Below are 22,102 nucleotides of genomic sequence, written 5' to 3'. Positions count from 1 at the left end.
GCGCGGGGGGCGCGTCGGGGGCCCGGCTCGCGGGAGGCGCCGGGTGCGGGGCCGGCCGTCCGGGGGTGTCGTGGTCCGCGGGCCCGGGCGGTCCGGCCGGGTCGCAGGTGCCGTACTCCGGGTGGTGCGGTGCGGCGGGGTCGTCCACGGGGTCGTGGTCCGCGCGGCGGTGCTGGGCGTGCGGCGCGGTGGAGGGTGCTGCGGGGGCGGGGTCCGCGGCTGCGGGGGAGTGCGGCGCGGGCCGCGGCACGGCCGGACCGGACGGGGTGGTGCCGGGCTCCGGGGCGGCGGGCGGCAGGGCCGGCGCCGGTCCCGTCCCACCCGCGGCGGTGTCGTCCTGCCGTGGCTGCGCCCCGGCCGCGGTGTCCCCTCCCGGCGCCGTGCCGAGCACGTCCTGCGGGACGACGAGGACGGCTTGGACACCGCCGTAGATGTTGCTCTGCAGGCGGACCCGGATGCCGTGGCGCCGGGCCAGCTGCGAGACGACGAACAGGCCGATGCGGCCGTCGGCCAGCAACCGGCCGACGTTGACCTGGTCGGGGTCGGCGAGCAGGGCGTTCATCCGGTGCTGCTCCTCGACCGGCATGCCGAGGCCACGGTCCTCGACCTCCACGGCGAGCCCGGAGGTGACGAGGTTGGCACGGAGCAGCACCTGGGTGTGCGGGGCGGAGAAGACCGTGGCGTTCTCGACGAGTTCGGCCAGGAGGTGGATGACGTCGGCGACGGCGTGCCCGCGTACCTCGCCGTCGACGGGCGGCACGAGCTTGACCCGGGAGTACTGCTCGACCTCGGCGATGGCCGAGCGCAGCACCTCCGTCATGGGGACGGGGTTGCTCCACTGCCGTCGGGAGACGGCGCCGCCGAGCACCGCGAGGTTCTCGGCGTGGCGGCGGATGCGGGTGGCGAGGTGGTCGACGTGGAAGAGCCCCTTGAGCAGGTCGGGGTCCTCCATCTCGTTCTCCAGCTCGTCGAGGATGGAGATCTCGCGGTGCACGAGGGACTGCAGCCGCCGGGCGAGGTTGACGAAGACCTCCAGCTTCTGCTGGCTGCCGGCCTGGCTGGAGAGCTGCGCGGCGCGCACGACGGCGGTGACGGCGCCGTCGTGCGCGCGGGCCAGGTCGGCGGCGAGCAGCTCGAACTCGTCGGCGTCGCCGGGCGGCTGACCGCGGGTCTTGCGCTGCGGCGGGGTGTCGCCGCGACGGAGCGTCTCGACGAGGGAGCGCAGATCGGCCTCGCCGCGCGCGCTGTTGCGGCGCAGCGCGCCGATGCGCTCACTGACCCCCCTGGCGGCGCGGTCGGCGGCCACGGCGGCGATGACGATCCCCGCGCCGGCGACCGCCGCGGCACCGGCCAGCACGGCCCACAGGGAGGGGCCGGGCCGGGTGCCGCTGGAGCGGACGGTGAAGAGGACGGCCGCGCAGGCGCTGAGGGCGACCGCGACGGGCGGGAGGACGGCCAGACGCAGGAGCTGTGGCCGTATGTGGGTCTCGGGCACGGCGGGGAGGGTGCGGGCTACCGGCCGCCCGTGCCGCCCGCCGCCCTCACGGCGGTCGGTGCGCGCGGCCGGTGCGCGGAGGTGAGACATCGGTGTCCTCGTACTGGTCCGTCGGGCCTGTTTGCTGGCGCGTGGTGCGCAACTCGGCCACTCACGGTAGTCGCCAACGCATCAAGTGCGATGGTCAGTTGACAAAGTCCCCCGCGAAGCGTCCCCCTCTGGTATGAGGGCTCGCACGACAGACCGAGAGCCCGAATCCGAACCCGCCTCAACTCGACTCTTTTTGATCGATTCAGATCGCATTCGACGGTGAGCGATCGCAAATCAGGTCACACCTCGGACCTCGGACAGCCCTCTCCTCCGGTGCCGCTTCCGGTGCCGCTTCCGGGACGACGCGGCCCGACCGCGGGAGCCGTGGGCAGCCACCGCATCGTTCACCCGAGAAGGGGCCGGTTGCGTCACGAGGCGGTCGAAAAGCGTCGGGCGGCGGCCGCTCCGGCACCCCGGCCCCGGCCGGTGTCAGGGGACGAGCGCCGAGAGGCGGGCGCAGGGGAGATGGATCCAGCCCTCCCGCTCGGCGGCCGCCCGTTCGGCCGCGGTCCGCGGCCCTCGGGTGCCGCCGATCTGCACGGCCCGCGCGACGAGCGCGCACAGGAGCGCGTCGAGACGGTCGTGGTTGTCGACGCACTGCGCCCGCACCGGTTCCGCCAGCGCCACCCCCAGCCCCTCCTCCACCGACCGTACGATGTCCGCCCGGACCGGTCCGGCCTCCGCCCCGGCCCGCTTGTAGCTGGCCCTGGGGCGGATGCCCCAGCACCGCAGCGCGGCGGCGGGGTACACCTCCGCCACCGGACCCGACCCGTCCCGGGGCACGGGCGCGTCCGGGGAGCCGAGCGCGGCCAGCAGCCGGGCGGCGCGCAGCGCCACGACGCCCAGCAGGTCGGTGGAGACCGACAGGGGCGGCCGCATCCGTGTCGCCTTCCAGGTGAGGTCGTCGGTGAGCCGGAACCGCAGCGGGTCCAGCCCGGCCCGGCCGTCCTCCCGGTCCTCGTAGCGGTCCGGGGTGGGCAGCGCCTCGCCCCGGTGGTGGGCGCCGACGGTCGCCACGAAGCTCGACGGCCACCCGAGCGGGCAGTCGAGGCCCGTCCGGTCGGCCGCGCGGATGAGCGCCAGCAGGTCCTCGTCCCACTCCGGAACCAGGAACTCCGGTGTGAGCCCGTTCCCGCCGCCCCACACGGCTCGGCACACCGCGGTGCGCCGCGCGCTCGCGGCCAGATCGACGCCGACCGTCACCGCCCTCGAACCCGTCATACGCCCATCCTCTGCCATCCTCCCGACGGCCGGCGCCGGCCGTCGGCCTGACCGCCCCTCAGACCCGGACGCCGTGGCCCACCGGGCGGGCCGCCGCCCGACCCCGTCCGGGGTCCGCCCGGCGGTGGCCCGGCGTTTCGGCTTCGCTGCGGTTTCGCTCCAAGGCTGGTCACGGGGCACGGGCTGCGGCCAGACTGCTCGTCGTGCCGCTCCGCAGACCCGCGCCTCCGGCGATTCCTCCCGGTGCCGGGCTCCGTCGCGGTCACCACCGCACCGGCCCCGGCCCAGCGCGCCGCGACGACGAGCGGCGCGGCTCCGGGCGGGACGGCCGGCGCCCTGCCCTCCGCCGGCACGGCTGCGCGGCACCGCCCTGGCGGTGGCCGGACTCCGCTCCGCGGCGGCGGGGCGGGGCCACGCGGTGGACGGGACCGCGCGCAGGCCCGGCCGTGGGCGGGAGAACGGCCGTCCGGCACGTCGCGTCGGCACGGGCGAGCCACCGGCACGGTGGCCGGTCCGCACCCACCCGGACGCGGAAGGCCGCGGCAGCCCCGGCCGGGAGACGGGCATGGCGACGGCGCACCGGGCAGAATCGACTGAGGCAGAACGTGACGGAGGTGCCGTGTGCGGACGACAGCGGGTCGGTGGCGCTCCCGGCCCGGCCCATGGGTTCCCCGAAGGCGCCGGGCACTGCGCGACGTCCTGTCGCCGGTGGCCGAGGTGCTGGGGGCACGGCGCCGGCTGGCCTGGCTGAACGCGGCGGGCCTGCGCATCGGCACCACACTGGATCTGCGCCGCACGGCAGAGGAACTGGCCGACTTCACGGTGCCCGAACTCGCCGACGGCTGCGCGGTGGACCTGCTGGAGTCGGTCCTCCGCTTCCAGGAGGGCGACCGGCGCGACGGACACGAGGGCGCCTTGCTGCGGGCCATGGCGGTGTCCCAGGTCGACGGGCTGGACCTGGCCCCCGATCCGGTGGGACAGCCGTCCGTGCACCCTCTTCAGCGCCTGGGCGCACGGTGTCTGACATCCCGCAGACCGGTCCTGCTCGACCGGATGACCCGGGCCGACTACGACGCGGTCGCCCCCGGCCCCGAGGCGGCGGAGCTGATGCGCCGTTCAGGCGTGCACTCGTACATGGCGGTCCCGCTGATCGCGCGGGGGGAGCTCCTGGGGCTGGCCGACTTCATCCGGGCGGGCAGGCGCCCCGCGTTCACCCGCGCCGACCTGGCACTGGCCATGGAGCTGGCCTCGAAGGCGGCCGTGTACATCGACAACGCACGCCTGTACGGCCGGGAGCGCCTCCAGGGCGTCATGCTGCAGCGGACCCTGCTGCCCCGGGTCACCCCCCGTACGCCCGGCCTGGAGGTGTCCTCGTGCTACACCCCCACCCCGGACCCGGCCGGGGTCGGCGGCGACTGGTTCGACGTGGTGGCGCTGCCCGGCGGTCGCAGCGCGGTGATGGTCGGGGACGTGATGGGCCGGGGGCTGGCCGCGGCGGCGACCATGGGCCGGCTGCGCACCGCGGCCCGGACGCTGATGGCGCTGGACATCGCCCCGGAGCGGATGCTGGCCCGCCTCGACCTGGTCGTCCGGGACCTGGAGGAGGAGCAGGTGGCCACGTGCCTGTGCGCGGTGTACGACCCGTGCAGCAGCACGTTCCGCCTCGCCAGCGCCGGCCACCCACCACCCCTGCTGACCCGCGGTGACGGCACCGACTGCTACGTCGACCTGCCGGTCGGGGCGCCGCTGGGCACCGGGGTGATCCCGTACGACCCGGTCGAATGCACGGTGGCGCCGGGCGGGCGGCTGATGCTGTACACCGACGGGCTCATCAGGTCCCGCACGGTGGACGTCGACGCACAGCTGGCCGGTCTGATGCGGACCGCCCGGACGGCCCTCCCGCAGGCGGCGGCCGTCTGCGACGCGGTCCGGTCCGGACCGGGCGGCGACCCCGAGGACGACGCCATCGTCCTGATCGCCGGGACGGTACCGGTCGCCCCCGGCGACGAGGCGTACGCGTGCGCGCTGCCGGCCGACGGCTCAGCCGCTTCCCGGGCCCGGCGCACCGTGCGCGAGGTGCTGCCGCAGTGGGGACTGCCGGACCTGGTCGACAGCACCGAACTGGTCGTGAGCGAACTGGTGGGCAACGCCCTGCGCTACGGCAACGCCCCGGGCGAACTCCGGCTGGTGCGGCACGAGCGGCTGGCGGTGGAGGTGTCCGACACGGGCCCGGATCTGCCGCAGATCCAGCATGCCGAGCTCAGCGACGAGGGGGGCCGCGGACTGCAGTTGATCAACATCATGTGCCGGCGCTGGGGCGCCTGCCGCACCTCGGCCGGGAAGGTCGTCTGGGCGGAGCAGGATCTGCCGTCCTGACGGCAGGAGCAGCAGGGGCCGCAGGACGGCGCGGGCAGAACGGCGCGGGCAGAACGGCGGGGGTGGGCGGCGGAACCGGGGACGGCGGGCCCGTGCGGCCCCGGCCACCACCGGGCCACCACCGTCCCGCAAAGGCACGCGCCCCGTGGGCGGGGCCGGGGCGGCCGGACGGGCGCCCGTGCACCGACGGGGGGACCATGGTGGTGTGACAGCGCGACTGGGCCGGGCCGGCCGCGTCCCCACGCGCCGGTCGCACCGGCTCATCCCCGGCCCGGGCACCCCGTGCGGGCCCGTCGACCGCGACCAGGGCGAGCGGACCCGTCCGGCGCCCTCGCACGGCGGACCACGGCCCCACCGAGCCGCGCGGGGCTCGGTGCAGCGGGCCCGGAACAGCGGACGGGCGGGAGCGGACGGGGCTGCGCACCCGCGTCCGCGGTCCCCGCACACGCCGGCCGCCGCGCTCCGCCGGCACGGCGCCCCGCAGCCGTCCGGCGGCAAGGAGGCGTCCGGTGAGTGAGCCGGTGGAGGAACTGGTCAGCGGTGCCGCCCGGGAGGCCGGCGGGTGGATGGGCGCGCTGCCGGTGGCCCAGGTGGTCACCAGCGCCGACGGCATCGTCGTGCGGTGGAGCCGCGCCGCGCAGGAGCTGCTGGGCCACTCCCCCCAGGACGTGGTGGGACGGCACATCGCCGAACTGCTCCACCCCGGCGCCGACCGGAGCCTGGGCCGGTCACTGTGGGAGGCGGTGGCCGGCGGGCGGGGCGTGATGGGAACCGTCACCGCCTGGCACGCGGACGGGCATCCGATCGAACTGGAGATCTGGGCCGGTCCCGTCACCGACCGCCGCAACGACACCTCCGCGGTCATGGTGTTCGCCGCCGACGCGCACGCGGCCCGCCGCATCCGCGGCTCGTCGGCCGTCTGGGACGGGCTGTTCGCCCGCTCTCCGGTCGGCATCGCCGTCCTGGACACGCAGCTGCGGTTCCTGCGCGTCAACCCGGCCCTGGAGAAGATGAACGGCCTGCCGGAGTCCGCCCACATCGGCCGGCGGCTGTCCCAGCTGCTACCGGAGGTCAACGCCCGCGACATGGAAGAGGCGATGCAGAGCGTCGTCGACAGCGGACAGCCGGTCCTCGACCGGCGCCGGGTCGGCCGCACCCCGGCCGACCCCGACCACGACCGGGTGTGGTCGTGCTCCTACGTCCGCGTCGAGGACCCCGGGAACCGGCCGATCGGCGTCATCGCCTCCCTGCTCGACATCACCGACCAGCAGCGCGCCCACACCGAGGCCGAAGCGGGACGACGGCGTCTCGCGCTGCTCAGCGAGGCGTCGATCCGGGTCGGCTCCACCCTGGACCTGGAGCGCACCGCGCAGGAACTCGCCGACCTCGCCGTTCCCGCGCTGGGCGACGCCGCCACCGTCGACGTCCTGGACACCCTCGCCCACGGGGACGAGCCCGGCCCGGGGCTCACCGGCGGAATCGACCTGCGCCGCCTCGGCAAGGCCCCGCTGTCGGGCTCCCCGGTCACCGACATGCTCGCCCCACTCGGCCGCACGCTGGTCTTCCCCGCCACGGCCCCCTACACCCTGGCCCTCTCCGAGCGGCGGCCGTTCCTGCTGGCCCGGATGGACGCCGAGAGCATCGCGCCGGCCTCCCGCCACAGCAGCCGCCCCTCCCTGCTGCTGGGGCTGGGCGTGCACTCGTTCATGATGGTCCCGCTCGTCGCCCGTGACCTCGCGCTGGGTGTGGCCACCTTCTACCGCACCCGCGCCGGCGCGCCCTTCGACGGCGACGACGTCGCCCTCGCCTCCCAACTCGCCGCCCGCGCCGCCGTCAGCATCGACAACGCCCGCCTCTACCACCGGGAGCACGACACCGCCGTCACGCTGCAGCGCAGCATGCTGCCGCAGCACATCACCCCGCCGTCGGGCGTCGAGGTGTCCCACCGCTATCTGCCCGCCAGCGACGCCAACGAGGTCGGCGGCGACTGGTACGACGTGCTGTCCCTGCCCGGCGGCAGGGCGGCGCTGCTCATCGGGGACGTCATGGGCCACGGCATCACCGCCGCGGCGGTGATGGGCCGGCTCTCGGCGGGCATCCGCGCGCTGGCTCGGCTCGACCTGGAGCCACGGGAGATCCTCGCCCAGCTGGAAGCGGCGCTGGACGATCTGGCCGAGCCGATGCTCGCGACCCTCCTGTACGCCGTCGTCGACCCCGCGAGCGGCCATTGCCGTCTGACCCGCGCCGGCCATCCCCCGCCCGCCCTGGTCACCCCGGACGGCGAGGTCCGGCTCCTGGACGTGCCGCCCGGCGTCCCCCTCGGGGTCGGCGGCACGCGCTACACCACGACCGACCACATCCTCGCGCCGGGCAGCGTCCTCGTGCTGTACACCGACGGTCTGATCGAGTCCCGCGGCACCGACATCGACGAGCGCCTCGCCGAGCTGACGTACACGCTCGCCGAGCCCTTCCCTTCGCTCGACGCCCTGTGCGACAGCCTCCTGGCCCGCCTCATGCCCGCTTCCGCCGACGACGACGTCGCCCTCCTCGTCGCCCGCACGACACGTGTTCCGGGGTGACGGCGGGGCTCTTGCGGGCCCGCGCGCTCATCCCGGCGGGATGTTGCGGTTGACGCGGAAGACGTTGTCCGGGTCGTACCGTGCCTTGATGCGGCGGAGCCGCTCGTAGGTGCCCCGGTACGCGTCGGCGGTCCGGGTGGGGTCGTCCTCGGCCAGCTGGAAGTTGACGTAGTTCCCGCCGGTCGAGAACGGGCGGATCCGCTCCCATCCCCCGCGGACGGCGGCGACGATCCCCCCGCCGTCGGCCTGCGGCGGCCACACACCGGAGAAACCGCTGATGAACCGTGCTTCCCGGTTGCCGACCGCTCCCCCGTCGCCGTCGACGTCGTTCAGCGCACCCGCGAGGTGGAAGATGACGGAGAAGGACAGGGGGGACGCGACGTCCAGCGCGGCGTCCCGGAAGACGGGGAGGTAGTCGTCGGGCAGGGCCGGCAGGAACTCGGCCTTCCAGTACTGGTTGAGACCCTTGGGCTCCAGTGCGTCGGTCATCGACTGCTGGGCCACGTACGGCTTCGTCCCGATCAGGTCGAAGAGCGGCTCTCCCAGGCCCCGCAGCGGGGCCAGGTCGCGTTCGGCGCCGGTGCCGCTGTGGCACACCAGCAGCGCGGCGACGGGCCTGAGGTGCCACTCGGCGGGGACGAACGGGGCCGGCGGCGCGAGCCGGACGACCGCCGCCGCCGTCAGCTCGCGCGGGGCGCCGGCCGTCAGCTCCCGGTACGTCGCGAGCACGTCGTCGGCGCGCTCGGCGGGCCAGGCGGCGATGCCGCCGGTGACGACGGGCCCCACCTCGTGCAGCCGGAAGGTGAAACGCGTGACGACACCGAAGTTGCCGCCTCCGCCCCGGACCGCCCAGAACAGTTCCGGACGGCGCTCCCGGTCGGCGGTCGTCGGCACACCGTCGGCCGTGACGATCCCGACCTGCTCCAGGTTGTCGGCCGCCCACCCGAACCGCCGCGTCAGATAGCCGAACCCGCCGCCGAGGGTCAGGCCCGCGACGCCCGTCTCGGACACGAACCCGAGCACCGTCGCGAGACCGTGCTCCTGGGTCGCCCGGTCGACGTCCTGGAGCAGGCACCCCGGACCGACGTGTGCGAGGCGCCGGGACGGGTCGACGGTGACCTCGCGCATGCGGGACATGTCGAGGGTCAGTCCGCCGTCGGCGAGCGCCGTGCCGGCGATGTTGTGGCCCCCTCCCTTGACGCTCAGCAGCAGGCCGTGGTCCGCGGCGAACCGGACGGCCGCGGCCACGTCCCGGGCCGAGGTGGGCCGGACGACGAGGGCGGGCCTCACCGCGACCATGGCGTTCCAGACCTGGACGGCCTCGTCCCAGCCGTCGTCCCCGGCCGTGAGCAGCGGCCCGTCGAGCCGGGCGCCGAGCTGCTCGATCTGTGCAGAGGTCAGGCCGACGTGCCCGCCGTCGAGCCCGGTGACCTCGAACAGCCTCGTCCTCATGCCGGTTCCTCCTCTCGTGACGGCTCCGTCGCCGCGCGCGGCGCGTCGAGGAAGGCGTCCGGCTGCCCGGCGGCGGGGTCGCCCCGGCAGCCCTCGGTCACCCGCGGCGGCCACTGGAACTCCCGTGGATCCCGGGCCGAAGGGCCCGAGGGCCGAGGGCGATACAGGAAGAGTGCCTGCGCGGCAGCCGTGGGCGCATCGGTCGCGTCGCCCACCTCGCCGCCGCGCGCCGTATGGGCATTTCTGCGCACGCCCCGGGGCGGGGCGGGTCCCGCACGCCCCGCCCCGCACCCGGACGGCTTCCGCGGCGCACCCTGGCTTGACTCGGGGATCTTGGTGTCCGCGGAGTCGAGCTAGGCGAGCCCGTGCTCGTAGGCGTACGCCGTGGCGGCGGCCCGGGAGGAGACACCCAGCTTGGTGAACATGTTGCTCAGGTGCCGGGCGACGGTTCTGTCGCTGATCACGAGCCGGTCCGCGATCTCCCGGTTCGACGCACCGGTCGCGACCAGGCGCAGCACCTCGACCTCACGGGGGGTCAGCCCGCCGGGGACCGGGGCGGCCCCGCTCCCCTGCCCCAGGAGCCGCCGCACCTCCTCCAGTGCCGGGGTGGCACGCACGCGCTCGAAGACCCGGCGGGCGGCCTGCAGCTCCATCCCGGCCGTGTCGTGGTCGCCCACCCGGAGGCAGGCCCTCGCCAGTTGCAGGCGTACCCGTGCCGTCTCGTAGGGAGCGTCCAGCTCGTGCCAGGCGGCCGAGGCGCTGCGCAGTGCGGTGCACGCGGCCCCCGGTTCGCCCGCGGCGAGCAGCAGGCAGCCGTGCGCGTACGCCACCACCGCCCGCAGGTAGGGCGAGTCGAAACCGGCGGCGATCCTGTCGAGCTCGTCCACGGCGTCCCGTGCCGCCTCGACGGCTCCGGCGGCGATCTCGATCTCGACGCGGGCGGCCAGCAGCAGGGGTCGCTCCTCCGGCCGGCGGGTCTCGGCGACGGCCCGGCGGACCGCGGCGGCGGCGGCGCCGACGCGGCCCTGCGCCATCCGGAGCAGGGCCAGGCCCGGCTGTGCCGGGTGCCCGTGTCCGATGGCCTCGCGGTAGCAGTCCTCGGCCCGGGAGTAGGCGCCGCGCAGACGGTGCAGTTCGCCGCGCTGGTACAGCGCCATGCCCATCACCGGGTCGCCGGGCGGATCGGACAGGTGCGCGCAGGCACGCCGTGCCTCGTCCATGGCGTCGGCCCACTCGCCCCGCAGTTGCATGATCTCCGACCGGTGCACCAGGCACTGGCCCCGGTAGGGCCTGAGATCCTGCTGCGCGGCGCACCAGCGGCTCAGCGCGGCGGTCCACTCCTGCACGCGGCGGAGGTCGAAGACCCCGCGGCAGGCGAGGATCACGGCACAGTAGACGATCCCCGCGGTGATCGGCGACACCTCTCCCGTGGTCACCGCCACCATCACCTCGTCCAGCAGCGCCACGCCGCGCGCCACCCGGCCCTGTGCGACCAGCGCCTGACCCTGTCCCAGCGTGCCGAACGCCCGCAGGTCGGCGTCGCCGAACCGCTCGGCGATGGCGGTGATCTCCGCGAAGGAGCGGTGCGCGGCCTCGGCGTCGCCGCCGTCCAGCGCCCGCAGCGCCGTGGGGATGCGCAGGTAGCCCTGCTCGGCGCAGTCCAGTGCCGTGTCCGTGAGGAGGTGCTGCGCCCGGGCAAGCCACCCGCCGCCGCGGGCGTGCTCGCCCCGCAGGACGAGCATGATGCCGAGCCAGAACGCGGACCGTACGGCCGGCGCGGTGTCGCCGCGCGCCAGGTGGGCGTGGTGGGCCCGCTCCCAGGTCTCGGCCGCCGCGTCGACGGCCCCGATCAGGTACGCCGCCCGCGCCATCCGGTCGAGATCACCGGCGGGCAGCGGGCGCTGCCGGTCCGCGGCCGACAGGTGCTCGTAGGCGTCCCGCCAGGCCGACCGCTCGTACGCGGAGAGTCCCTGTGCACGCGGATCGACGGTGGCCATGCCTGCTCCCGGGCGACGACGGCCGGTGGGCGCCCCTTGTGGGCAGGATACGTGCCGACCCGCGGGCCGGCTCCGGCCCGGGACCGCCGCGGACCCCTGGACGGCCCTGCTCCGGGCGGCCCGGTGCAGGGCCGTCCAGGGGTCCGGTGACGAGGTCGTCGACGCCGCGGTGGGTCCGTTCCGGACCGTCGTCGCGGAGGCGCGGACGGCCTCGGACGCACTGTCGATTTCAGGTCTCGCCCCGGCCGGGTGCGCGGGCCGGTCCGCGCGGTCACCGTCAGCGCGGCAGGCCCGCCGTGCCGGGGACCGGGCACCGCCTCGGGGCCCGCGGGGGCCGGGCACCACGTGGGCCGGAAGTCGCCTGCGGCGGCTCCTGCCCCGTTGATGCGTCACCGCACCGCGGGTTACATGTCCCTGCCCGGCCGCGCAGGGCGGCCGGACCGCATTCCGCACGTCTGTGACGATGGGGAGAACATGCGTCTGACCGGCATGAGTTCGAAGGATTCGGCAGAGTTACGCACGGCGAGAGCGGGGGCGGGGGCAAGGGTTCGACGAAGCGGCATCTCCGGTGCGGCGGCGCTCATCGGCGCCGCCGCACTGCTCGTCCCGGGGCCGGACGCCGTCGCGGGCACGGCGGGGAGCGAGCCCCTGCCGAGCCCTGGCGAGGTGGTCCCGGGGCAGCGGACCGCGACACCGTCACTGGTCGACGGCATCCGGGAGAGGGCCCCGGCCGCACGCGACGCGGCGGACGCGGCGACGGCGCATCTCGCCGCGCGGACGGAGCGCTACCGGATACCGGCTCCCGCACGCGACCTGGAGCCCGTGGCCACGGTCACCGGAGACGGCAGCGAGACGGTCCGGCTGCAGCAGCGCCACCACGGTGTGCCGGTCCTCGGCGGACAGTACGTGGTCCGCATGGAGAAACGGGGCGGCGACAGGGTCGTCACCGGCACCTCGGGGAAGTACTTCACCGCGCTGGACACCGGCACGGCGGCGGGGGTCGGTGAGGATCTCGCCGTCGAGCGCGCGGTCGACGCCGTACGCACCGAACTGGACGGGCGGCGCTTCGACGGGCCGGCGCGCGGCGACGCGGACGTCCCGCGGCTCACCGGGATCTCCCGCGGCCTCGTCGTGCTGCCCACCGGCACCGGTGTGCTGACCCGGCACATCACGGTGCGGGGCCAGGTCCCCGGGCTCGCGGAGCCGGTGCTGCGCGAGGTGTACATCGACGCCCGGGCCGGGTACCCGGTGCTCCAGTACAGCGGGCTCACGACCTTCGGCGCCCCGGCGGTGGCTCCCGCACGCGCGGCGGGCGGCGTCCGGGCCGCCGGGACCACCGGGGAGCGCCCGCCCGCGGCGCAGGCCGCGGGCTCCGGTGTACGGCTCGACGGGCGGACCACCCCTCTACGGGTGACCCGGGACGACTCCGGCGCGTACGTGCTGCGCGACCGCTCCAGGACCCGCAACGGCTCCGACAACGTCCTGTCCACCTGGGACGCCCGCGGCACCTGGGTGTCCGACGTCAACGGCAAGTGGCCCGACGGCATCAAGGAGTTCGCCTCCCCGACGCCCGCGTTCGGCACCGAGGCGACCGGGGCGGGCGCGGTGGACGCGCACTGGGCCGCCGGCCGGGTCTACGACTACTACCGGGACCATTTCGGGCGTGAGAGCCTCGACGGCCGCGGCATGGCCGTGAACTCCCTGGTCGGGATCACCAACTTCGGGCAGCCCTACGTCAACGCGTTCTGGGACGGCCAGAAGATCGCCTACGGGACCGGAGACGCCGAGTACCGCCCACTGTCCGCCTCGCTGGACGTCGTCGGCCACGAGCTGACCCACGGGGTGATCTCCCACTCCGCCAACCTCGTCTACGCGGGCCAGTCCGGCGCCATGAACGAGGCGATCGCGGACTACTTCGGCAACGCCATCGAGACGGACACCTACGGCACCTCCATGGACGACCCCGACGCCGGGCTGATGGGCGAGACGCTGTGCCGCACGAAGGCGCCGCGCGCCTGCTCCTTCCGCGACCTCAACGACGGGCGGACCACCGCGGCGTCCTTCCTCGGCGTCGGCTTCGGCACCGACAACGGCGGCGTCCATCTCAACTCCACTCTCTTCTCGGGAGCGTTGTGGGACATCCGGGAGGACCTCGGGCCCGCACGCGCCGACGCCGTGGTGTACAAGGCACTCACCGAGTACCTGACCCCGCTCGACGGCTTCACCGAGGGCAGGGCCGCGGTGATCGCGGCGGCCAGGGCCCTCGACGTGCGCGGCAGGGACCTCAGGAGCGTCCGGCGCGCCTTCGACGCGCACGGCATCGTGCCGCACTGGGAGCTGGCCCTGGGCATCGACTCGGACCTGCTGCTCCAACGCGTCAACACCACCGACTCCGCGCTGGGCGCGGGCGGCGGATGGTGGGTGGCGTCCCAGTCCAACGAGGAGGGCTCCGAACCGTACTCGGTGTGGGCCGGACGCACGAACGGCAAGGGCCGGCTCAAGCTGATCAGCCCCAACGACGGCCGCTACCACGTCAATCCGGCAACCGACGGCACCACGGTGGTCTGGCAGGCGTACGGCGAGAAGTCCGTGGAGATCCTGGCCCGGCCGCTGGCCGGCGGACCGATCAGGACCCTGTGGTCCGGCCGCAGCGCGGGCTCCCGCCTGGCCGTCGAGGGCGACGTCGTGGTCTTCGAGCACAGTGCCCGCCCCGGACTGAGGAACGTGGTCCACCTGCGGATGAGCGACCCGGACAGCGTGGTGCAGCTGGGTGGCGGCATGCACCACAGGACGAGCTTCCCCTCGCTCCGCAACGGGAGGATCGCCTACCAGGAGACCCGGCGTGTCGCGGCCGCGTACGAGTACAGCACCCGCGTGCTGGACCTGGCGACCGGTGAGGACACCGTGGTGCAGCAGGCGGGCCCCGGCACGAGCCTCGGCCCGACGGCCCTGGGCGGCGACCGCGTGCACTGGCTGCTGGACGAGGTCTGGGGGAACGGCACCACTGCCCTGCGCAGTGCGCGGATCGACGGCTCCGACGTCACGGACCTCAGCCCGGAGGCCGGCCCCGAGGCGCTCAACGTCATGGATCTGACCGCCTCGCCGGAGGCGGTGACGATGGCGGCCAGGATCCCGGACTCCGAGATCCGCAACGTGTCACTGGCCAAGCTCTGGCAGTTCTCGCCCGCGCGCCCGGGTGGTGAGCTGCTCAGGCGGCGGGTGTCCTGCAACCGCGGTGAGCAGTTGGTCCCCGCCGCCGCTGCGGGCACCCGGGTGGTGTGGCTGGACGCCACCACCGGCATCAGCAGCGTCGTGACGCGCTCCCGGCCCACCGGCACCTGCGCCTGATCCCGCGTCACCCCGGCACGACGGCCCCGGCCGGAGCGGTCCGTACGCCCCGGCCGGGTCCGTCGGGAACACCGGGCGGTGAGCCCCTTGAACACGGGAACGGGCAGGGCGTCAGCCGTCGTTGACGTGCTACGGGACGACCGCCGGCACGTCCGGCGCGCCGGGCCCGTCACCCGGTGCGCCCGGCCTGGGTGACGCGAAGCCGGGACGCCGGCCGACGTCACGTGGGGCAGGGTGCGGCCCCGTCCGGGTGGGAGACCTGCCAGGTGGCACGGACCAGGGCGCGTTCGGTGGCCGCGAGGTGGACGGCGGCGGCCAGCCAGGCCCGCGCGTACCGGTCGGGATCGGGGTCGGTCGACCGCCCGAAGACGTCACGGTCCCGGCGTCCGGCCTCCCCGGCGAGTGCCGCGGCCAGGTCGGCGGCGGTGGAGAAGCCCGCGCGGCGCAACCGTGCGAAGCCTGGCGCGTGGAGCGCGCCGCGGCCACCGCCGCGGGCATGTTCCGCGACCGTCCCTCGCCCCCCGGCGACGGCCAGCTCCACCAGGTGGCGAGCCTGCCACAGGGGGGAGTCGGCCAGCGGATCGGGACCGGTCGCGACGGCGGGCGGAGGATCAAGCGCCTCGGGCGGCGGGAAGTGCGAGCCCTGCAAGCGGTCGTACCCCAGGTCGGCGCCCTCGCTCCGGTCCCGGGGCAGGCGGAGTGTCGCCCGGGTGCCGGGCACCGGGCCGATCGCCAGCGGGCGCAGGGTCGCCGCCCGTTCCGTGTCGACGCGCCCGACCACGCGCAGCCGCAGGCCGGGCCGGGACGCGAGCTGCTGGAGGTTGGCCGTATGGGCGAGGCCCGGGTGGCTGCTGGCGGCCACCAGACGGATCAACGGGCCGACCGGAGGGACGGCGGAGTCGGCGGGCGGTGCGTCGGCGGACGCGGGACCGGCCGGCGAGCCCGATGGGGCCGTCTCCGGCGGTGGCAGTGCGCGGGCGAACACCTGGTCGCCGACGGCGCCGACGATCACCACATCGCAGCCGACCGGTTCGCGGGCACCGCGCTCCGCCGCTTCCGGGTCCTCCCAGGGCACGGCGGACAGCCGTTCCGCGACTGCTTCGGCGAGCGGGCGGGCGAACAGGGCGCCCATGGCACCCGACGACCACGGCAGGCCGGGCAGCGGGGTGGCCCGCACTCCGCGGCCCGCACCGAGACGGCCGTCCGGGGAAACGGTCGCCCCCGCTATCAGCAGTCCCCTGCGGGCGAGTTGACCATGGTCCAGGGCGCCCCCGCCGAGCGCGACGGCGGCTGTCCCGGCTCCACGGGCACGGGATGGACCGCCCGGCCTGACGTCGGCGACGCTGAACCAGCGGCCGTCCTCCCCGATCAGATGTGTGACCACCCCGCCGTACCCGGTTGCGCTGATCACCGGCTCCCGGAACACGCCGTGGACCCGCAGGCCGCCCCCCGGCCGGTAGTCACGGCGCACGGTGCCGACCAGGGACGGGTCGGCGTGCCCGGAGGAGAGCAGGTCCGTCGTGCGCAGGAGGTCACGCAGAGCCGAGGTGAGATCGGCCAGCCGGTGGCCGTCATGGCCGGCACGGGCCGCCCGCAGGCCGCGGATCACCCGCAGCGCCGCGGCCTCCGCCCGGACGAGCCCGGCCAGCCGGGCGGTGTGGGCGGCGCGGAGCAGCTCCGCCTGAGGTACGGCGCCCGCGGCGGGGATCCCGGGAACGAGGACGGCCGCGGCGGCGGCCCACAGCCCGGCCGCCGCCGCCATCTGGGCGGACGTGGGCGCCGCGGGAACGGGCGGGGCGCCGACGGGTGCCGCATCGGCGGATGCGGTGACGGCAGGGGCAGTACGGGTGGCGGGTCGGGGAGCCCGTCCCTCGGCCGTGGACGTACCCGGCGTCGCGGCTCCCCCGTCCGCGGACCCGGCCTCCTCCCCCGCCCCGCAGGGCTCCGGGTCCGGGCCGGCGGTGTCGGGCCCGGCGAGGGGACATGCTCCCAGGACGGCGGCCCGGTGCAGGCATCGAGGCGCCAGCAGGCAGGTGCAGCGTGCCTGTTCGGCGGCTCCGATCGCCCCGGACGGCCCGGGCTCCAGAGTCACCTCGGCGTCCGCGCCGCAGTCGATGCGCAGGATGCCGTCCTTCAGGGTGACCGGCACCGTTGTGTACCGCTCGATCGCCGCGTCCAGTTTCCTGCGGAGCCGTGAGGTGAGGCCTTCGACGGCGGCTGCCACCACGTCGGGTGCCACCGGCGGAAGCGGGACAGCCGCTCCCGGATCGGCGGACGCGGCGCGGGCGGCGGGGGACTGTGTCAACGGGGTTCTCCACGGAGGCGGTCCCCCACCCAGCGGGCGAGGGCGAGCGGGCTGAGAGCGGCGACGGGCATTCCGGCCGCGACGAGTTGCCGGGCGACAGGCACCGAGTAGCGCGGTGCTCCGGCGTCGTCCAGCGCGGCGCAGCCCATCAGGTGGACTCCGGACGCCGCCAGGGCGCGGACCTCGCCGAGCAGCCCGCCGAGCGGGTGGCCTTCCTCGAAGTCGCTGACCACGACCACCAGGGTGCGGCTCGGCACGGTCACCAGCGAGCGAGCGTGCGCGAGCCCCGCGGCGATGTGGGTGCCGCCGCCGACCCGCACCTCCAGCAGCAGGGACAGCGGGTCGGAGACCCGGTCGGTGAGGTCGATCACCCGGGTGGAGAAGGCCAGGAAGTGGGTGGAGAGGGTGGGCACTCCGCCCAGGACGGCTGCGGTCAGCGCGGACCACACCACGGACGCCTCCATCGAGCCGGACACGTCGACGACCAGGATCAGCCGCCAGTCGGCGTCCTTGCGCGAGCGGCTGCTGAACACCGGCCGCTCCGGTACGACAACGGTCCGGCCGTCATCGCCGCGGCGGGTGCGGGGCAGGTTGGCGCGCAGGGTGCGGGGCAGGTCCAGCCGCCCGCCGGGGCGGCGCGTGGGCCGCGGCGTGGCGAGCCCGGTCAGCGCCGGCCGGACGCGGGTCGCGAGTTCCCTGGCGAGCTCGTCGACCAGGCGGCGGACCAGCGGGCGCAGCCGGGCCAGCCGCTGCTCGGGCAGGCCACCGGCCAGGGACAGCACGGAGGTCAGCAGCTCGACCGAGGGGCGTACGGTGGCGGGGTCGAGCTCGGCGAGGACGTCGGTGCGGCCCCGCTCGGCGGCGAGTGCGAGGACCTCCTCCCGTACCTCGGCGCCGAACAGGGCCCGGAGTTCCTCGCCCCACTCGCGTGCGGTGGGGAAGGACACCTCCCGGCCGCCACCGTTCTGCTCTGCGAAGTCGGTGGCGCCCTCGCCGCTGCCCCGGCCGTACAGCTCGTCGAGTGCGTGCGCGTAGCCACGGGCGCCGTCGGGTAGCCGGTCGGTCTCCCGGCCGAGGAGCAGGCGCCATCGGTCGGCGGGGGCCAGGCGGGGCGCGTGGGCGCCGGAGGGGGCCGTGGCGTTCGTCGCGGGGCCCGGCCGGGGTCGCATGGTGCCGTCGGACCGCCCGGGCACGGTTCCGGGCGCCCCGTCCGAGACGTCCGCGACCGTCGTGGGTTCTGCCACGGACGCCGCTCCGGTCTCACTGCCGCCGGTGACCGCTCCGGGCACGGCACCGGACGGCGGCGTGGCGCTGCCGTTCGTCGGCCCTGTGGCCGGAACGGGCACGTTCAGTTCGCGCAGGGCCGTCAGGCCCTCGGCATCCGCCGCGGTCCACAGGGCGAGGAGTTCCGGTGGAGTGTCCAGGGTGAGGTCGATCCGGTCGCCGAGGCGATCGCCGACGGCGCGCAGCACGCGGTCACGGCCGGCCGGGGTGAGCGTGTCGAAACCGCCGCGCAGGGCGGGCAGCCGGTCCAGGAACTCCCGGTCGCTCAGACCGCCGATGCGGTCCAGCAGCGGATCGAGCGCGGCCGGGGCCGACTGGAGGAGCGGCGCCGCGGCCGTGAGCAGGCCGGTGAGCAGCCGGGCCAGCCGACGGCGGCCGTCCGGGGCGGTCGCGCCGTCGATCCAGCCCGCGGCACGGGTGCCGAGGGTGCCGGGCCGTTCGAGGTCCAGCAGGACCCGGGCGGCCAGCGCGGCGCCCTGGACGAGCGGGGAGCCGGAGCCGGCCAGGCCGCCCAGGACGTCGTCCAGCCGGAGGCCGAGACGGTGTTCACCGGCCCGTGCGGCGAACTCGACCAGGGCGGCGGCATCCTCCCGTTCGTCGCTGCCCGCGAGCCCGGGCAGCGACCTGACGGCCGTCTCCAGCAGGGCGGCGGCCAGTTCGCCTGCCTGTTCCCGGCTCTCCGGAGTCGTACCGGGCAGATGCTCGCGCCGCAGCGCCTCCAGCACGTCCAGGCCGTCGAGGAGTTCGGGAAGGGTGGCGGAGGCGGGCAGTACGGCGGAGGCGTCGGCGAGCCGGTCGGCGACCAGCATCGGCAGATCGCACCGGGCCGCGGCCCGCAGTCCGGTCAGGATCCGGGCGCTGGTGGCACCTCCGTGGGCGGTTTCGCTGCGGAAGGTCTCGCGGAGCGTACCGTCCGCGGCCTGGGCGGCGGTGACGCCTCGCACGCCCGCGAGGTCGAGCAGGGCCGGAACGGACGGGGTCCAGGCCAGTCGCCACCGGCTGGTGAGCGCGGTCGAGTCGCCCTTGCCCGCGACCTCGACCGGATGGCCGTAGCCCACACCGCATGCCTCCAGGCGCCGCAGCAGGATCTCCCGTCGCCGGTCGAGCTTCGAGCGGAGCGGGTCGAGGCGGACCTCGCTGGGCCCGGGCCGGTGTGGGCAGGGCAGGCGCAGCTCGGTGAGTTCGGCCTCCACGGACGGGCCGAGCCCGGAACGCGGTGTCCCGGGGGCGGTCCTGCCCCGGTCGGTGCCGACCAGGACCGTTTCCAGGGCAACGGCCAGAGCGCGGCCCCGGCCGAGGGGCTCGCCCTGTCCGAGCACGGTCGTCACCGCCTCCAGCAGCTCGCCCCGGCCGGGGGCGGGGAGGCCGCGCAGCCGGGCGAGATCGCAGGCGAGCCGCAGGGTCTCGGTGGCCTCACCGGTACCGGCGGTGTGCCCGGCGGAGCGCAGCTCGCGGCACAGGTCGGTGATGGCACGGGCCGCGGCGTCGCGCACCCGTTCCGGGTCTCCCGCGGCGCCGAACACGGCCTGCTGCCACCGGGGGTCGCGGATGCCCGCGGGATATCCGGAGCGGGAGTCGAGCAGACCGAACGTGTAGGGGACGAGCGAGGTGACGGCGCCCCCGGACGCGTCGGCGCTCCGGGGCTCGGGAGCGGACGGCCGGGTGCTCGCTCCCTGTGTGGTCGCACCGGCGCGGGTCGCGCCGCCGCCGTGCGGACCCGCCGCGGATGCGGGCGCGGGCTCCGGCGGTACGGATCCGGCGGGCGCGGAACCGAGCAGGGCCGGGGCGTGGAAGGAACCGACCACCGCTGCGACCCGTCGGCCGTCGGCGGCCGCCCGGGCGAGGACCTCGCGCATGTGCGCCTCGCGGGCCAGATCCGCGGGCGGCACGCCGCCCCCTGCCTCTGCGTCCCGGCGCAGCGCCCAGCCGACGCCGAGTGCGGCCCTGCGCACCGCGTCGGGGGGAGAGCCGGGGGCGAGGACCTCGACGGCCCGGTCCCACAGATCGTCGCCGTCCCGGCCGGTTGCGGCGGCGGTGAGGGCGCCGGTGAAGGGATGCCCGGGGCGGGCCGCGGCGGCGGACGCCGCCGGTGCCGACGTCCCCGGTGCCGACGCGCCCGGTGTGCCGGACCCGGGCGGACGGGCACCCGGTGTGCCCGGCGCACCCGGCTCGTCCGCGGCTCGGTCAGCCGCCGGCGGGCCCGGTGTGCCGGCGCGGGCGCCGTGAGTCCCGGCCCGGGCCGGGTCGGCGAGTGGGAGGTCGCAGCACAGGACCTGGGCTCCGCGCTCCCGGGCCCAGCGGACGGCGGCCAGTTCGGGCGAGAAGTCGGCGAACGGGTAGAAGCCCAGTCGTCCTTCGACAGCCCCGGCGAGCGCCACCGGCGCCCGGGTCGCCGGATCGGCCAGGTACGGCAGCCACGGCTGGAAATCGGTCGGCAGCTCGATGCAGACCGTCTCGGCGCCACAGGAGTCCAGGAGGTCCGGCACGGCCGCCGCCAGCGCGGGGCTGTGGTGGCGCACACCCAGGAGATAGGGCGTCACCGATCCGGCGAGCGCGGCGACGGCCTTTCGGGGGCCGGTGTCGCCCGTGGGACGAGCCCGCTCCGGGCCGGTGTGCCGGTCCCCGGGGACCTGAGCCGCAGTCACGTCGTGATGTCCCGTCACCGCAGGGTCTCCCGCAGGTCCCACAGGCGGCGCCAGAGGGCGGAGCCGTTCTCGGCCCGGCGGCGTACGGGGCCGTCCCAGTAGCCCAGGAGCCTGCCGTGGTCCGCGGGGTCGTCCTTGCGGACGACGCCGAGGAGATGACCGGGCATCAGATCGAGGGCGTCTTGGACGGAGAGATAGGACGAGGCCACGCCGAGGGAGGCCGCGACCTGCACCGCCTCGGCGGTGGACATCACCGTGCCGGGCCGCTCCACGTCCCAGCCCTCGTCCGAGCGGCCGGCGCGCAGGTCCCGGAAGACGGTGACCAGCGCGTCCAGCACGGCATCGTCCACGCCGTACGAGGCCCCGGCCCGCTCGACCGCCGCCGTCGCCTGCCGTCGTACCAGCGCGGTCTCGGCGCCGGCGTCGGCGATGGGGTGGACGGTCTCGAAGTTGAACCGCCGCTTGAGTGCCGCCGACATCTCCGAGACCCCGCGGTCACGCAGGTTGGCGGTGGCGATCACGGTGAAACCGGGAGCGGCGGGCACCAGCCCGTCAGCCCCTTCGGCGCCGGAGAGTTCGGGTATGGCCAGCCGCCGGTCCGACAGGATCGACACCAGGGCGTCCTGCACCTCGGGCAGGCAGCGGGTGATCTCCTCGATGCGGGCGGCCCTTCCCGTGCGCATGGCGGTGAGTACCGGGGAGTCGACGAGCGCCTGGGGGGTCGGTCCCTGGGCGAGCAGCAGCGCGTAGTTCCAGCCGTAGCGGAAGGCGTCCTCGGTGGTGCCCGCGGTGCCCTGGACGGTCAGTGCGCTGGTACCGCAGACGGCCGCCGCCAGCAGCTCGGAGAGCATGGACTTGGCGGTGCCGGGCTCGCCCACGAGCAGCAGTCCGCGTTCCCCGGCGAGGGTGACCACGCACCGCTCCACGAGGGCGCGTTCTCCCACGAACTTGCGGGCGATCTCCAGCTTCGCGGGCACTCCGGCGGGCGGTTCGCCGGTGAGCGCCAGACGCTCGCCGGCGCTGCCGCAGACGAAGGTGACCACGGCGCGCGGGGTCAGAGCCCAGCCCGGTGGGCGGGGGCCGTCGTCGTGGGCCGCGAGGAAGGCCAGTTCGGCGGCGTACCGCTGCTCGGCCGGCTGGCTCTGGGTGGCCTCGGGGAGCGGCCTCCGGTCGGCGGTCTGGGTCATGGGTTCGTGCTCCAGGGTGTGTATCCGGGCCGTTTGCGGGCCCGTGGGAGGGCCGGACCGGCCCGGTCCGTGCGCGGGTCGGCTCGCGGGCGGCGGGTGGATGGGCGGGCGGTGGCGGTGCCG

The 22,102-nt window shown here is 75.8% G+C and carries 10 protein-coding genes; 3 read left to right on the top strand and 7 right to left on the bottom strand.

Features of this window, described 5'->3' with window-relative positions; translation table 11 throughout:
* The coding region (locus I3F54_RS22560; RefSeq protein ID WP_240120663.1) for a sensor histidine kinase KdpD at positions 1-1,585 on the bottom strand (1,585 nt) is incomplete at its 3' end.
* Positions 1,586-2,014: 429 nt separating this feature from the next.
* Positions 2,015-2,806, bottom strand: a complete 792-nt coding sequence (locus tag I3F54_RS22555) for a DUF429 domain-containing protein (RefSeq protein WP_240120662.1) — start codon at positions 2,804-2,806, stop codon at positions 2,015-2,017.
* A 621-nt stretch (positions 2,807-3,427) separates the two neighbouring features.
* Between I3F54_RS22555 and I3F54_RS22550 the strand changes: the two genes are divergently transcribed.
* Both I3F54_RS22550 and I3F54_RS22545 read left to right on the top strand, forming a co-directional pair.
* Positions 3,428-5,182 (top strand): SpoIIE family protein phosphatase, encoded by a 1,755-nt coding sequence (locus tag I3F54_RS22550; protein WP_374205951.1) that lies wholly within the window; start codon positions 3,428-3,430, stop codon positions 5,180-5,182.
* 509 nt (positions 5,183-5,691) lie between these two features.
* Positions 5,692-7,761, top strand: coding sequence for a SpoIIE family protein phosphatase (locus tag I3F54_RS22545; RefSeq protein WP_240120661.1), 2,070 nt, complete (start codon positions 5,692-5,694; stop codon positions 7,759-7,761).
* Between the two features lie 27 nt (positions 7,762-7,788).
* Here I3F54_RS22545 and I3F54_RS22540 read toward each other — a convergent pair whose 3' ends face one another.
* On the bottom strand, positions 7,789-9,213 hold the full coding sequence (locus I3F54_RS22540) for an FAD-binding oxidoreductase (protein WP_240120660.1): 1,425 nt from the start codon (positions 9,211-9,213) through the stop codon (positions 7,789-7,791).
* A 353-nt stretch (positions 9,214-9,566) separates the two neighbouring features.
* Complete coding sequence (locus I3F54_RS22535; protein ID WP_240120659.1) at positions 9,567-11,210, bottom strand: helix-turn-helix transcriptional regulator; 1,644 nt, start codon at positions 11,208-11,210, stop codon at positions 9,567-9,569.
* Positions 11,211-11,699: 489 nt separating this feature from the next.
* Here I3F54_RS22535 and I3F54_RS22530 point away from each other — a divergent pair, with 489 nt between their 5' ends.
* Entirely contained in the window at positions 11,700-14,558 is a 2,859-nt protein-coding gene (locus tag I3F54_RS22530) for a M4 family metallopeptidase (protein WP_240120658.1), read from the top strand.
* Positions 14,559-14,778: 220 nt separating this feature from the next.
* On the opposite strand, the gene I3F54_RS22525 is transcribed toward I3F54_RS22530, so the two are convergent.
* From I3F54_RS22525 to I3F54_RS22515, 3 genes are read right to left on the bottom strand one after another with little or no spacing between them, the layout of a single operon-like run.
* Entirely contained in the window at positions 14,779-16,863 is a 2,085-nt protein-coding gene (locus I3F54_RS22525) for an SWIM zinc finger family protein (protein ID WP_240120657.1), read from the bottom strand.
* Positions 16,860-20,792: a DUF5682 family protein gene (locus tag I3F54_RS22520; RefSeq protein ID WP_374205950.1), complete on the bottom strand. Its 3,933-nt coding sequence runs from the start codon at positions 20,790-20,792 to the stop codon at positions 16,860-16,862. The genes I3F54_RS22525 and I3F54_RS22520 overlap by 4 nt, the downstream gene beginning before the upstream one ends.
* Before the next feature lie 14 nt (positions 20,793-20,806).
* Positions 20,807-21,979, bottom strand: a complete 1,173-nt coding sequence (locus I3F54_RS22515; RefSeq protein WP_240120656.1) for an AAA family ATPase — start codon at positions 21,977-21,979, stop codon at positions 20,807-20,809.
* Positions 21,980-22,102: the final 123 nt, after the last annotated feature.

It is taken from the genome of Streptomyces sp. MUM 2J, assembly GCF_022414535.1.
In the GTDB taxonomy this organism is placed as follows: Bacteria; Actinomycetota; Actinomycetes; order Streptomycetales; family Streptomycetaceae; genus Streptomyces.
This window is presented reverse-complemented; position numbering and strand designations above follow the sequence as displayed.

Excerpts from the sequence above, each read along its gene's own strand:
- I3F54_RS22540 (WP_240120660.1), bottom strand. The coding sequence starts at position 9,213 with ATGAGGACGAGGCTGTTCGAGGTCACCGGGCTCGACGGCGGGCACGTC.
- I3F54_RS22535 (WP_240120659.1), bottom strand. The coding sequence starts at position 11,210 with ATGGCCACCGTCGATCCGCGTGCACAGGGACTCTCCGCGTACGAGCGG.
- I3F54_RS22555 (WP_240120662.1), bottom strand. The coding sequence starts at position 2,806 with ATGACGGGTTCGAGGGCGGTGACGGTCGGCGTCGATCTGGCCGCGAGC.
- I3F54_RS22530 (WP_240120658.1), top strand. The coding sequence starts at position 11,700 with ATGAGTTCGAAGGATTCGGCAGAGTTACGCACGGCGAGAGCGGGGGCG.
- I3F54_RS22515 (WP_240120656.1), bottom strand. The coding sequence starts at position 21,979 with ATGACCCAGACCGCCGACCGGAGGCCGCTCCCCGAGGCCACCCAGAGC.